Raw genomic sequence first — 12,216 nt, 5'->3', positions numbered from 1 at the left:
GCGGGCGATGCCGCGGCGGCGGCGCGCGGGCCCACGTCCAGGTCCTCCACGAGGTCCTGCAGCGCAAGCAGGCCCTGCGCCATGGCGAGGCTGTAGCGCGGCACGGCCGCGCCGGCCCGCTGCAGCGGCTGCCAGTGGGCGCCGCTGCGCTCGGTGAGCACCCAGACGAACTGCCCGCTGCGGGGCTCCTCCACGTGGACGGCGATGTGGCGCAGGGCTGTCATGGCCCCGAGCGTAGCGCCGCCGGGCCCCGCCGCGCGCAGCGCGGGCCGGGGCCTGACATGCACTGGCTGCGCTGGCCTACGCCGCCACGGCGGCGCGCGCCCACACTGGGAGCTTTCCGCAGTTCACAGGGAGGCCGCACATGGCAACTGGGTCGCGCACACTCTGGAAGGGGGCCATCACCTTCGGTCTGGTCCACATCCCCGTGGGCCTGCACACGGCCTCGTCCGAACAGGGCGTGGACTTCGACTGGCTCGACAAGCGCTCGATGGATCCGGTCGGCTACAAGCGCATCAACAAGCGCACCGGCAAGGAGATCACGAAGGAGAACATCGTCAAGGGCGTGCAGTACGAGGACGGCAAGTACGTGATCATCAGCCCCGAGGAGATCGAAGCCGTGTTCCCCAAGACCACGCAGACCATCGAGATCGAGCGCTTCATCGACGCCGGCGCGATGCCCTTCATCTTCCTGGAGCGGCCCTACTACGTCGCGCCGATCAACAAGAGCGACAAGGTCTACGCGCTGCTGCGCGAGGCGTTGGTGGACACCGGCAAGATCGCGCTGGCCAAGGTGGTCATCGCCACCAAGCAGCACCTGGCGGCGCTGGTTCCTTCCGGGCCGGCGCTGGTGCTGAACCTGCTGCGCTGGGGCGACGAGGTCAAGACGCTGGACGCGCTGAACCTGCCGCCCGCCGGCCGCGGCAACATCAGCGCGGCAGAGATGAAAATGGCCAGGCAGCTGGTCGCCGAGATGTCGGGCGACTGGGATCCGGAGGACTTCAAGGACGAGTTCCGCCACCAGGTCATGAAGCTGGTGGACAAGAAGGTCAAGGCGGGCGACACCGAAACCGTGGTCCAGCCCGAAGAAGAGGCGCCGCAGGCGGCCAATGTGCTGGACCTGACGGCGCTGTTGCAGCGCAGCCTCAAGGGCGGCGGCAAGCCAGCGGGCAAGACGGCGGCGAAGAAGGCCCCGGCCCGCAAGACAGCGGCCCGCAAGCCGGCGCAGAAAAAGGCGGCCTGAGAAGCTGTGAACGAACCCCTCACGACCACGCGAGGCCCGATGACCCGGTGTTCAGCACCATCGCCGCGCCCAGGGCCTCGCCCTTCGGGCCGGGGCGCGCCAAGCCACATGCGGGCGTTGCAGGCCTTGCCCGGGCAGAAGCCCGGGCGGCGGCCTGCGCCTACGCCTGCGGCCCGGCGCACCCCGTCGTGGCCGCGATCGGTTCATCCACAGCTTCTGAGCGCTGGCCGCATTCCGGCGCCCGGGCGCAGCAGTGTCCTACGGAGCCGCCGCTCCATGCGAGCACACCATGGCCTATCGCAACGACAAGGAGGCCAGCATGGCAGACGACAAGGGCCAGACCGCCGCCGACCGGCAGCGGATCGCCATCGACCAGGCATACGAGCGGCGCGACTGGGCCAGGAGTTTGGGCACGACCGAGGAGAAACTGCGCGAGGCGGTGCAGGCCGTCGGCAATTCGGCCGACAAGGTCCGCGAGTACCTGCGCAGCCATTGAGATGGCTGCCGGCGAACACAAGACCCTGGTCATCGCGGCGGAGCGCTTCATGTCCTTCGCCGCAGCGTTCGCCGCGCCGGCGGCGCCGGCGCGGCCAGCCCGCGCAGCCACGCGCAGAGGGAGCACCATGCCCGACAACGCCGCGCTGTTGCGGGTCCAGCAGCAGCAACAGCAGCAACCCCCGTTGCCCCGGCCCAGCCCGGCGCTCACGCCGCAGCCCGGTCGGGCCGACCAGCCGCCGCCGCTGCCTGGCCAGCCGCCCTCGGTCCCCCAGCCGACACCGCCCGAGGCACCGCCGCAGCCGGGAGGGTGACCCCGGCACCGCATCAGCACATGGAACGCTCCTGCGATCTTGAAGACCGCAGTCCGTGTCCCGATCTTGTCCGGACTCGGTTGATGGGTCAGCTTGAAAAGGAGGATGCGCATGACCATGCAACAGCCCGTTCCCCACCTGCGGCCTTCCGGCCGCCGCAAGGCACAGGGCGCAGGTGCCGACCTGGTGGACGAGAAGTCGATGTCCTACCGCGGCGTGGACATCCGGATCGCGGTGCAACGCACGCCGGACTACGTGTTCGGGCGGGCCGACCTGGTGGCTGGCGAGGACTACCTGGGCCGCCTGTCCATCGGCAACCCGCGGGCCACGCCGCAGGAGATCCAGCAGCGGCTGGCGGCGCTGGCGCAGGCGCGGGTCGACATCGCCAAGGCCTTTCGCGGCGAGGCCCAGGCCGGTCCAGACCGGGCCTAGGACCGGCGCCGCCGATCAGAGCCGCACGGAGCGACCCACGAACAGGATGGGGCCGGTCGGCAGGCCGGTGGGCGAGCCGCCCTGCGGCTCCAGCGTGAGTTCGAACAGCTGCTGCTCGCCCAGGCCGGGCGCGCGATCCACCGGCAATTCCAGCCGTGCGCCGGGCTGCACGAGGCCCAGCGAGGTGGGGCGTGCCGCGCCTTCGGGCTTGGTCCAGAACTGCAGCGAACGGTCCGGCGGCAGCGCCGCGCCGGGCGCGACGGGCACCAGCAGGATGCGCTCGCCCGTCGTGGCTTCGACGATCCAGCCGGTGCGCTGGGTGTCCGGCGCCTGCAGCAGCGTGATGTAGCGCACCTGCGTCTCGGGCGGGCGCAGCACCAGCACGGCGGCCAGCGCGATGCTGGCCGCCATCGACAGCAGCGCGGCCGTGCGCCAGCGGGCGCGGCTGCGCCACACGGCATCGTTGGCGGCCGGCGCGTGGCGTGCGATGGGCGCCACGCGGGCGGCGATGCCCGGCCACAGCGCCGCCGGCGGTTCGGCCGCGGGCACGCGCGCGGCCAGCGGCAGCAGCCGGTCCTGCCAGGCATAGACATCGGCGCGCAGCGCCGCGTCATCGGGCAGGCGGCGCTCGACCTCGGTCCGCGCCGCCGCATCCAGCGTGCCGAGCACGTACTCGGCGGCGGCCACGCTGCGCTCGTCGGGATCCTGCAGGTTCATGACAGACAGTCTCGCAGGGAGAGCAGGCCGCGCCGGATCCAGGACTTGACGGTGCCCAGCGGCGTGCCGGCGCGGGCCGCGATCTGCTCGTGCGTGAGGCCCTCGACGAACGCGTCGACGATGCAGGCACGCCGGGCCGGCTCCAGCGCGTCCAGGCAGCGGTGCAGGGCATCCGCATCGGCGCGCCCGTCCTGTGCGGCGGCCGCCGGCGCGTGGTCCGCCATGGCGTCCAGCAGATCGCTGGCAGGCAGCTCGCGCTGCGCACGGCGCGCCACATCCAGCGCCTTGTGGCGCACCACCGTGTAAACCCATCCGCGCGCCGAGCCCAGCGCGCGGTCGTAGCCCGCGGCGCGTTGCCAGATCTGGACGAAGGCATCCTGCAGCACGTCGTGCGCGGTGTCGCGGTCGCGCACGATGCGCAGGGCCACGCCCAGCAGCCAGCGCGATTCGCGCTGGTACAGCGACTGCAGTGCATCGGCATCGCCGCGGGCGCAGGCTTCCACGGTGCTTTCGTAGTCGAAGTCCTGGGGCGGGGCTGGCATGGGCGCGCCATTGTAGGAAGCGCGCGGCCGCGCCCCGCATTGCCCTTGTGCAGCGCCGTGCAAGGCCCGGCGCACGAAGGAATGAAGAAACGGGCCGGCATGGGCCGGCCCGTGGACCTGCAGACGGGCCTGGCGGCCCGTCGCGCACCGGCTTACTTGCCGTCGCGGTCGGAATCGCCCGGCACCGCGCGCTCGACGCGGTCGCTGAGCCGCTGCCAGGCGTCGCGAGAGGCGTGGCGTGCGTTGTCCCATTCCAGGGACGATCTGCCGCGCGAGGCCGACCAGCCCGTGCCCAGCTCGGGCTCGACCTCGTCGAAGGAGCGGCCCGGGTACTTCTCGTAGGCGCTGGCGCCGTACATGTAGGCGGGGCCGTACTGGTCGTAGCTGGAGCCGGCCGCATAGGGCCGGGTGTTGAAGTTGTCGCGCCAGTAGTTGTCTTCGGCCACCGGGTCGACCTTGGCAGCCTTGCCGGCCAGGGCGCCGACGGCGGCACCGACCGCCGCGCCGACGGCGGCGCCCACGGGGCCCGTCATGCCACCGACGGCCGCGCCGGCTGCTGCGCCACCGGCCACGCCGCCCGTCACTGCGCCCACGGCCGCGCCGGTACCGACCTTGCTCTTTTCTTCCATGGTGATCTCCTGTTGAGTGAAGGCATCCACCGTAGGGCGTGCGCGGTGCGTGGCCTGCGGGAATGGGACCACTGTGCGCGTCGTCCGTCTCCTGCGTCGCACTGCGTGCCGGCGCATTGTTCAAGGCGAGGAAACGGTGCTTTCCCGCGCCGCGGGTTTTTCTCTGCGGTGCGCCACGGAACAATTCAAGCCATCGATGAGACGCACCCAACACGACTCGTCGAGACGCGGCAGGCATGGGGCCTGGCCGCGCCGAGTGGAACGTTGCCTCCATCACCGAAAGGAGTTCACCATGCACAAGTTCATCGCCTCCGCCCTTGTCGCCGCTGCCGGTTTCGCCGCAGCCCCGGGCTTCGCCGCCGATTTCGTCGGTGGTGAGGTGGGCTACGTGCCGCAGGTCTCCAGCACCGTCAGCGGCCTGAGCCGCGAGGCCGTGCGCGCCGAGCTGCTGCAGGCCGAGCGCAATGGCACCCTGCCCGAGCTGGGCGAAGGCGCCGACGTGGGCGCCGTGGCCAGCACCAAGAGCACGCTGAGCCGCGACGCGGTGCGCGCCGAGGCCGTCTATGCAGTGCGCCACGGCCAGGTCGTGGGCGGCGAAGTCTGAGCAGCGCTTTCAGCCCCTGACGAGCCGCCTTCGGGCGGCTTTGTCGTTTTGGGCCGTGCGCGGCCCGCTGGCGCCGCTCACGCCGGCAGGGGGGTGCGCCGCAGCAGGTAGGTGTCCATGATCCAGCCATGCGCCTGGCGGGCCGTTTCGCGCAGCTGGGCGATGGGGCCGGCCAGCTCGGCCAGCGCGCCGTGCCGCAACAGCTGTTGCGGCAGCCCCAGGTAGGCGCCCCACCAGATCGACAGGCCAGTGGGGTCCAGGCCGCGGAAGGCGCAGCGCCCGTCCAGCAGCACGGCCACGGTGTCGGCACCGGCAGGCCAGCCACCCGCCTGCAGCCGCCGCCCGGTGGTGATGGTGACCGGGCCGTTGATGGTGTTGAGCGGGATGGCGTGCGCGGCCGTCAATGCCTGCAGCGCGGTGATGCCGGGAACGACGCTGGTGCGCAGCGCGATGCGGCGCGCCAGCCGCGCGGCGATGCGCAGCGTGCTGTCGTACAGCGAAGGGTCGCCCCAGACCAGCATGGCCAGCCGGCCGCCACCGGGCAGGTGGGCCGCGATGCTGGCCTGCCAGACCTCGGCGATCGCGTCGTGCCAGCGTTCGACGGCAGCGGCATAGTCGGTGTCCGCGCCCTCGCGCAGCGGCATGTCGAAGAAGGCGATGCGGGCGTGCGTGGTGACGACGGCCGAGCAGATCGCCAGCCGCACATCCGCCAGGTCGGCCTTGCCCTCGCCCTTGCGCGGGATCAGGATCAGGTCGGCCGCGTTGAGCGCGCGCTCGCCCTGCCGCGTGATGTGGTCGGGGTGGCCGGTGCCGATGCCGACCAGGCTCAGTTCGATCATGCGTCCGAGGCCGCCGGAAAGCGCGGCGTGGCGCCGAGCGGGCGGTAGCGGCGGTCGTAGTCGCGGGCATAGAGCCGGCTCGTGCCGAAGTCCTCGGCGCCCAGGTTGGCGCCCACCAGGATCAGCGCCGTGCGGTCCATGGTGTCGCCGACCGCGGCCTCGATGCTGGCCAGCGTGCCGCGCAGCACGCGCTCGTCGGGCCAGCTCGCGCGCCAGACCACGGCCACCGGGCAGTCGGGCCCGTAGAACGGCAGCAGCTCGGCCACCACCCGGGCCAGCACATGGATGGACAGGTGGATCGCCAAGGTCGCGCCGGTGGCCGCGAAGCGCGCCAGCGCCTCGCCCTCGGGCACGGCCGAGGCACGGCCCGCGGTGCGCGTCAGCACCACCGATTGCGCACGGCCGGGCAGGGTCAGTTCCTGCGCGAGCGTGGCGGCCGCGGCGGCGAAGGAGGGCACGCCCGGCGTGACCGTGAACGGGATGCCGAGTTCGCGCAGGCGGCGCAGCTGCTCGCCCATGGCCGACCAGACCGAGAGGTCGCCCGAATGCAGGCGCGCCACGTCCTGGCCGGCCGCGTGCGCGTCGCGCAGCGCGTCGACGATCTCGTCCAGCGACAGCGGCGCGGTGTCGACCACGCGCGCGCCGGGCGGGCAGTGGGCCAGCACGCCTGCGGGCACGAGCGAGCCGGCGTAGAGGCATACCGGACTGGCGGCGATCAGGTCGCGGCCGCGCAGAGTCAACAGGTCGGGGGCGCCGGGGCCGGCGCCGATGAAGTGGACGGTCATGGTTCGCAGGGATGGGTGGGAGGGGGCAGGGCAGTGGCCAGGGCCGCCGTGGCCTGCCGGTCGCGCGAGACGGCGCGCGGCGCGAGCAGCCGTGCGCCCGGCCCGGCGGCCGCGAGCGCGGCGGCCTCGGCCAGGCTGTGGCCGCCGTAGCGCGCGGGTGCGAAGACGCTGGGCGTGGCGGCTTGCACGGCCAGCAGCGGCAGGGGCACGCCGACCAGCGGCACGCGCAGCTCGGTGGCCAGCTGCGCCAGCGCGGCACTGTCCAGCTTGTCCTGCGCCGTGGCCACGGCGCGCAATGCGGGGCGGTTCGGCAGCGCCGCGCAGGCGGCGTGCAGCGCGTCGCGCAGCGAGGCCAGGCCGGCGCCGGAATGAAAGCCCAGGCCCAGCACCGTCACAGCGGCACGCTCCATTGCACGATGGGACGCGACGGTGCCCAGCCGCGCAGCCTGCCGAGCGGGGCGGCCTGGGCGATGTCGATGCGCAGCAGCGTACCGCCATGGCGGGCCTGCAATTGCAGCAGCAGGGCCTCGGTTTCCAGCGTCACGGCGTTGGTCACCAGGCGCGCGCCGGGGCTGGCCGCGCGCAGTGCCTCGAACAGGGCCGGGCCGAAGCCGCCGCCGACGAAGACGGCCTGTGCGGGCTCGAGTCCCGCCAGGGCCTGCGGCGCGCGGCCGACCAGCACCTGCAGGCGCTCGGCCACGCCGAACTGCACGGCATTCGCCTGGATGTTGGCCGCGCGGGCCGCATGCTGTTCCACGGCGCAGGCATGGCCGCCCGCGAGGCACCACTCGATGGCGACCGAGCCCGAGCCGGCACCCACGTCCCAGAGCAGCTCGCCGGGGCGCGGCGCCAGGGCCGACAGCGTCAGCGCGCGCATGGGCGACTTGGTGATCTGGCCGTCGTGCGCGAACGCGGCATCGGGCAGGCCGGCCGCGCGCGGCAGGCCCGGGGCGCCGGCCGGCTCCAGCGCCACGGCCACGGGGGCCGCGATGCCGGGCAGGTCGAAATCCTGCGCCTGGGCCTGGCGCACGCGCTCGCGCGGGCCGCCCAGGGCCTCCAGCACCCACAGCGTGGAGCGGCCGAAGCCTTGGTCGCAAAGCCATTGCGCGAAGGCGCCCACAGCCTCGGCCGAGGCCAGCAGGCACAGCAGCCGCGCGCCGGGATGCAGGTGGGGCCGCGCGGCGGCGAACGGCCGGGCGTGCAGGCCCAGGCAGGTGACGGCTTCGAGGCGCCAGCCCAGCCGCGCGGCGGCGCGCGAGAAGGTCGAGGGGGCGGGGTGCGCCGTCCACTCGCCGGGCGCCAGCTGCGTGGCCAGCGTGCCGCCGGCACCGAACCAGAACGGGTCGCCCGAGGCCAGCACGGCGACGCGCTGGCCACGCAGCGCCAGCACCGGTGCGGGGTCGAAGGGCCGGGGCCAGGCCTGGCCGCGTGCGCCCGCCTGGGCCAGCGCGAGGTGGCGCGGGCCGCCGACGATGTGCGTGGCCTGGTCCAAGGCCGCGCGGGCGGCACCGGACAATCCGGCCAATCCGTCTTCCCCGATGCCGATGATGTCCAGCCAGCGCTCAGCCACGCCCCGCCTCCTGCTCCTTGGGGGCACCACCGAAGCCCGGCAGCTGGCCGACGCCCTGGCCGCAGCCGGCGTGGACGCCGTCTACTCCTATGCCGGCCGCACGCAGGCGCCGCTGGCGCAGCCGCTGCCCACGCGCGTGGGCGGCTTCGGCGGCGTGGCCGGCCTGCGCGACTGGCTGCGCGCGCAGCGCATCACGCAGGTGGTGGATGCCACCCACCCCTTCGCGGCACGCATGAGCGCCCATGCGGTCGAGGCCTGTGCCGCGCTGGGCATCGCGCTGGTGGCGCTGGAGCGGCCGGCCTGGGTGCCGCAGGCCGGCGACGACTGGCGCGCCGTGCCCGACATCGACGCCGCCGTCGCCGCCTTGCCGCGCGCGCCTGCGCGCGTGTTCCTGGCCATCGGCCGGCAGACCCTGGACGCCTTCGCCCGGGCGCCGCAGCACCATTACCTGCTGCGGCTGGTGGACCCACCGCTGCAGCCCCTGCCGCTGCCGCAGACCACGCTGGTGCTGGACCGCGGCCCGTTCACGGCCGAGGGTGACCGGCAGCTGATGCTGGCGCACGGCAGCACCCATGTGGTGGCCAAGAACGCCGGCGGCAGCGGCGCGCGTGCCAAGCTCGATGCCGCCCGCAGCCTGGGCCTGCCGGTGGTGCTGGTCCAGCGGCCGCAGCTGCCGCCCCGGCCGCGGGTGGGCTCGGTGGCCGAGGCGATGGCTTGGCTCGCGGCTCACCGGGCCGCCCTCGGCGTGTAGACGAAGCGGCCGACGCGCCGCGTCGCCGCGTTGCCGACCAGCACCACCGTGCGCATGTCGGCCATCTCGGGCCTGGCCTGGTCCAGCGTCACGGTGCGCAGCTGCTCCTCGGGCGTGCCGACCGCGCGCGCGAAGATGACGAGGCGCTCGGGCTCGCAGGTGGCGCGCAGCAGCGCCAGGATGCGCGCGAAGCCGTCGGGCCGGCTGGCGGAGCGCGGGTTGTAGAAGGCCATGGCGAAGTCCGCCATGGCGGCGGCGCGCACGCGCGCCTCGACGGTGGCGGCGGGCTTGAGGTTGTCGCTGAGGTTGATCGCGCAGAAGTCGTGTCCCAGTGGCGCGCCGGCGCGGGCTGCGGCGGCCAGCATGGCGGTGATGCCGGGCAGCACGCGGATGTCCAGCTGCTGCCACGCGGGGGCTGCTTCCAGCGCCTCGAACACCGCCGAGGCCATGGCGAAGACACCGGGGTCGCCCGAGGAGACCACCACCACGCGCCGGCCGGCCGCGGCCATGGCCAGCGCGGCCTGGGCGCGCGCCAGTTCCTGGCGGTTGTCGGACGGATGCAGGCGCAGGCCGTCGCGCGGCGCGACCCGGGCCACGTAGGGGATGTAGCCGACCACGTCGGTGGCCTGGTCCAGGGCCTGGGCGACCTCGGGCGTGCGCATGGCGGCGTCGCCCGGGCCCAGGCCCGCGATGCAGAGCCAGCCGGCGCTCATTCGGGCACCTCGGGCCGGCGCCCCTGGCCGTGGACCAGCACGATGGCGAAGTAGGGGCAGTCGCCGCCGGTCACCTGGGCCAGCGGCACGATGCGCTCGCCGGGCATGGTGCCGCGCTCGACGAGCCAGGCCGCGTCCAGCCGGCCGGCGGCCTGCAGCGCGCGCCGCACGCGCGGCAGGTTGCGGCCGGTCTTCATGATGACCAGCGCATCGGCCGAGCGCATGTGGCGCTCCAGTTCGGCGTCGGGCAGCGTGCCCATCAGCACCACCAGCACGTCGTCGCCCCAGGTGATGGGCACCTTGGTGGCCGACCAGCACCCCACCATGCCCGGCATGCCCGGGATCACCTCGACCTGGGCGCGGCCCTGCAGCCGCGTGTGCAGGTGCATGAAGGAGCCGAAGAAGAAGGGGTCGCCCTCGCACAGCACCAGCACGTCCTGCTGTTGCGCGAGCTCGGCCAGCCGCGTGGCCCAGTCGTCGTAGAAGGCGGCCAGGCAGGCCTTGTAGGCCGGGCTGTCGAACGGCAGTTCGGTCGTGACCGGGTACTCCATCGCGTACTCCTGCACCGTGGGCGAGAGCATGCCCTCGACGATGCGCCGGGCCTGGCCCGGCCGGCCGCGCTTGCGGAAGTAGGCGACATGGCGGGCCTGGCGGATCGCGCGGTCGGCACGCACGCTCATGAGTTCGGGGTCGCCCGGGCCCAGCCCGGCGCAGAGGATGCGGCCCATCAGATCTCCTGCCGGCTGGCGAGCGCATTGACGGCGGCCACCGTGATGGCCGAGCCGCCCAGCCGTCCGTCCACGACGATGGCGGGCACGGGCAAAGTGTCCATCAGGGCGGCCTTGGATTCGGCCGCGCCGATGAAGCCGACCGGGCAGCCGACGATGGCCGCGGGCCGCGGGCACTGCGGGTCCTGCAGCAGGTTGAGCAGGTGGAACAGCGCGGTCGGCGCGTTGCCGATGGCCACCACGGCGCCGGCCAGCAGCGGGCGCCACAGTTCCACGGCGGCGGCGCTGCGCGTGGTCGCGAGCCGGGCCGCGATGGCCGGCACCGCGGGCTCGTGCAGCGTGCAGACGATGCGGTTGGCGGCCGGCAGCCGCGTGCGCGTGATGCCTTCGCTGACCATGCGTGCATCGCACAGGATGGGCGCGCCGGCCTCGAGCGCGCCGCGCGCGGCCTCTGCCGCACCCGGGGAGAAGCGGATGTGGGGCGCGAGGTCGACCATGCCCGCGGCATGGACCATGCGCACGGCGACCATCTCCTCGATGGGCGAGAAGCGCGCGAGCGCGGCTTCGGCGCGGATCATGGCGAACGAGGCGCGGTAGATCGCGGCGCCGTCGGTCTCAAAGCGGTGGGGAAGCGGTGGCCTCATGGGGTGGGGCGTCTTGTGTTGTTGTGGCGGTGTCCCATGCGTGGGCGAGATGGGCGGCGAGTTCGTCGGCCCGCAGTGCCTGCCGGTCGGGCGCCGACCCGGCCTTGCCGTGGCGGACGAGGTCGTAGCCCGCGCGCGTGGCGACCAGCGTCACGCTGGGCTCGGCATGCGCGCAGCCCTTGCGGCACCCGGACACGTGCAGCAGCCCGTGTGCCGGCACGAAGCCGGCCAGCGCGCGGGCCAGCGGCCGCGTCGGCCCGGCGGCCTGGCGGCAACCCTCGATGCCGCTGCAGGCGACCACGCGCAGCAACGGGTCGGCCGGGTCGGTCAGCAGGCCGGGCAGCGCCGGTGCGCTGCGCGCGCCTTCGACCAGCAGCATGCGCCAGGGCGTGAGGCGCAGGTCGCCGTGTTCAGCCAGGCGCGCGAGCGTCTCGGCCTGCAGCTGCCCGAACGCGGTAGCCACCAGCCAGCCGCCGGGCGCCGGGCCGGGCTGCGGCCTGGGTGCCGTGCGGCAGGCAAGCGGGGCAGGGTGGAAGCCGGGCGGCGGCGCGGCCTGGTCGCCGCCGGCGAACCAGTGCGCGAGCGCCATTGCGCGGGCCACGGCGTCGTGCGGCGTGGCGCGGGCCAGCAGCGGCATGGCGTCGGCGCGCACGACAAGACCCCGGGCATCGCGCTCGATGCGGATGGTGGCCGGCGTGGCACGCAGCACGGGCGCGGCGCCGCAGTCCACCGCGAAGCCGAACTTGGCCGGCAGCGCCGGCGCGTCCGGCGCGGCCAGGGCCTGGGCCAGCGCGGCTGCGAGGGCCAACGTGGCGTCGCCGGGTTCCCAGAACGGCGTGACGACGATGTTGCGGCGCTGCTCGGCCGCGGCATCGGCGTCGACGAGGTCCAGCGCCCGCAGACCGGCGAGCAAGGCCGGATGGCTGGCCGGTGCCACGCCGCGCAGCTGCAGGTTGGCGCGCCGCGTGAGTTCGACCGCGCCCTGGCCGTGCGCGGCGGCCAGCCGCGCGATGCCGGCGGCCTGCACGCGCGTGAGCCGCCCCGCATGCGGCCGCACGCGCACGATCCAGCCATCGCCCGAGGCCATGGGCCGCAGTGCGCCAGGACACCAGCCGTGGATGGTGGGAGTGGCCGCAGGCGGCGGCGCCGGCGTGGCCGAAGGCTTGCGCATCTGTCCTCTTGAACGGTACGGGCCGGGCCCGGGGCTGCC

At 74.2% G+C, this 12,216-nt stretch carries 18 protein-coding genes; 6 read left to right on the top strand and 12 right to left on the bottom strand.

Annotation, left to right across the window (positions count from 1 at the left end; all coding sequences use genetic code 11):
* Positions 1-224: hypothetical protein (locus tag IE209_RS28035; RefSeq protein WP_189690174.1), on the bottom strand; the 224-nt coding region annotated here is incomplete at its 3' end.
* Between the two features lie 140 nt (positions 225-364).
* Between IE209_RS28035 and ku the strand changes: the two genes are divergently transcribed.
* From ku to IE209_RS28015, 4 genes are all read left to right on the top strand, one after another.
* The gene (gene ku / locus IE209_RS28030) at positions 365-1,243 is read left to right on the top strand and encodes a non-homologous end joining protein Ku (protein WP_189690173.1); all 879 of its coding nucleotides are present in this window, start codon (positions 365-367) and stop codon (positions 1,241-1,243) included.
* Between the two features lie 289 nt (positions 1,244-1,532).
* Positions 1,533-1,739 (top strand): DUF3606 domain-containing protein, encoded by a 207-nt coding sequence (locus tag IE209_RS28025; RefSeq protein ID WP_308433229.1) that lies wholly within the window; start codon positions 1,533-1,535, stop codon positions 1,737-1,739.
* 1 nt (position 1,740) lies between these two features.
* Positions 1,741-2,052: a hypothetical protein gene (locus tag IE209_RS28020; protein WP_189690172.1), complete on the top strand. Its 312-nt coding sequence runs from the start codon at positions 1,741-1,743 to the stop codon at positions 2,050-2,052.
* Positions 2,053-2,163: 111 nt separating this feature from the next.
* Positions 2,164-2,484, top strand: a complete 321-nt coding sequence (locus IE209_RS28015) for a hypothetical protein (protein ID WP_189690171.1) — start codon at positions 2,164-2,166, stop codon at positions 2,482-2,484.
* A gap of 15 nt (positions 2,485-2,499) precedes the next feature.
* On the opposite strand, the gene IE209_RS28010 is transcribed toward IE209_RS28015, so the two are convergent.
* The 3 genes from IE209_RS28010 to IE209_RS28000 all read right to left on the bottom strand — a co-directional run bounded on the left by IE209_RS28010 (position 2,500) and on the right by IE209_RS28000 (position 4,372).
* On the bottom strand, positions 2,500-3,201 hold the full coding sequence (locus IE209_RS28010) for an anti-sigma factor (protein ID WP_189690170.1): 702 nt from the start codon (positions 3,199-3,201) through the stop codon (positions 2,500-2,502).
* Complete coding sequence (locus IE209_RS28005) at positions 3,198-3,743, bottom strand: sigma-70 family RNA polymerase sigma factor (RefSeq protein WP_189690169.1); 546 nt, start codon at positions 3,741-3,743, stop codon at positions 3,198-3,200. Before IE209_RS28005 ends, IE209_RS28010 begins: the two co-directional genes overlap by 4 nt.
* A gap of 152 nt (positions 3,744-3,895) precedes the next feature.
* Positions 3,896-4,372: a hypothetical protein gene (locus IE209_RS28000; protein WP_189690168.1), complete on the bottom strand. Its 477-nt coding sequence runs from the start codon at positions 4,370-4,372 to the stop codon at positions 3,896-3,898.
* 292 nt (positions 4,373-4,664) lie between these two features.
* Here IE209_RS28000 and IE209_RS27995 point away from each other — a divergent pair, with 292 nt between their 5' ends.
* Positions 4,665-4,976, top strand: coding sequence for a DUF4148 domain-containing protein (locus tag IE209_RS27995; RefSeq protein ID WP_189690167.1), 312 nt, complete (start codon positions 4,665-4,667; stop codon positions 4,974-4,976).
* Between the two features lie 77 nt (positions 4,977-5,053).
* Here the strand turns inward: IE209_RS27995 and cobF are convergent, their stop codons facing one another.
* Genes cobF through cbiE form a run of 4 tightly spaced genes read right to left on the bottom strand, consistent with a single transcriptional unit; the run spans position 5,054 to position 8,170 of the window.
* Positions 5,054-5,815 carry a precorrin-6A synthase (deacetylating) gene (cobF, locus tag IE209_RS27990; protein ID WP_189690166.1) on the bottom strand — a complete coding sequence of 254 codons (762 nt, stop codon included), beginning with the start codon at positions 5,813-5,815 and terminating at the stop codon, positions 5,054-5,056.
* A complete protein-coding gene (gene cobM, locus IE209_RS27985) occupies positions 5,812-6,600 on the bottom strand; it encodes a precorrin-4 C(11)-methyltransferase (protein ID WP_189690165.1) in 789 nt (262 codons plus the stop codon). The genes cobF and cobM overlap by 4 nt, the downstream gene beginning before the upstream one ends.
* Entirely contained in the window at positions 6,597-7,010 is a 414-nt protein-coding gene (locus IE209_RS27980; RefSeq protein WP_189690164.1) for a cobalamin biosynthesis protein, read from the bottom strand. Before IE209_RS27980 ends, cobM begins: the two co-directional genes overlap by 4 nt.
* Positions 6,992-8,170 carry a precorrin-6y C5,15-methyltransferase (decarboxylating) subunit CbiE gene (cbiE, locus tag IE209_RS27975; protein ID WP_189690163.1) on the bottom strand — a complete coding sequence of 393 codons (1,179 nt, stop codon included), beginning with the start codon at positions 8,168-8,170 and terminating at the stop codon, positions 6,992-6,994. The genes IE209_RS27980 and cbiE overlap by 19 nt, the downstream gene beginning before the upstream one ends.
* On the opposite strand from cbiE, the gene IE209_RS27970 reads away from it, so the two are divergent.
* Positions 8,139-8,921, top strand: coding sequence for a cobalt-precorrin-6A reductase (locus IE209_RS27970; protein WP_189690162.1), 783 nt, complete (start codon positions 8,139-8,141; stop codon positions 8,919-8,921). The genes cbiE and IE209_RS27970 overlap by 32 nt on opposite strands.
* On the opposite strand, the gene cobJ is transcribed toward IE209_RS27970, so the two are convergent.
* From cobJ to IE209_RS27950, 4 genes are read right to left on the bottom strand one after another with little or no spacing between them, the layout of a single operon-like run.
* Positions 8,897-9,634 (bottom strand): precorrin-3B C(17)-methyltransferase, encoded by a 738-nt coding sequence (gene cobJ, locus IE209_RS27965; protein ID WP_189690161.1) that lies wholly within the window; start codon positions 9,632-9,634, stop codon positions 8,897-8,899. The genes IE209_RS27970 and cobJ overlap by 25 nt on opposite strands.
* Positions 9,631-10,362 carry a precorrin-2 C(20)-methyltransferase gene (locus tag IE209_RS27960; RefSeq protein WP_189690160.1) on the bottom strand — a complete coding sequence of 244 codons (732 nt, stop codon included), beginning with the start codon at positions 10,360-10,362 and terminating at the stop codon, positions 9,631-9,633. The genes cobJ and IE209_RS27960 overlap by 4 nt, the downstream gene beginning before the upstream one ends.
* Positions 10,362-11,006 (bottom strand): precorrin-8X methylmutase, encoded by a 645-nt coding sequence (locus IE209_RS27955; RefSeq protein WP_189690159.1) that lies wholly within the window; start codon positions 11,004-11,006, stop codon positions 10,362-10,364. The genes IE209_RS27960 and IE209_RS27955 overlap by 1 nt, the downstream gene beginning before the upstream one ends.
* Positions 10,978-12,177 carry a ferredoxin-like domain-containing protein gene (locus tag IE209_RS27950; protein WP_189690158.1) on the bottom strand — a complete coding sequence of 400 codons (1,200 nt, stop codon included), beginning with the start codon at positions 12,175-12,177 and terminating at the stop codon, positions 10,978-10,980. The genes IE209_RS27955 and IE209_RS27950 overlap by 29 nt, the downstream gene beginning before the upstream one ends.
* Positions 12,178-12,216 lie beyond the last annotated feature (39 nt).

This window comes from Pseudorhodoferax aquiterrae, assembly GCF_014652235.1.
Taxonomy (GTDB): domain Bacteria; phylum Pseudomonadota; class Gammaproteobacteria; order Burkholderiales; family Burkholderiaceae_C; genus Pseudorhodoferax; species Pseudorhodoferax aquiterrae.
This window is presented reverse-complemented; position numbering and strand designations above follow the sequence as displayed.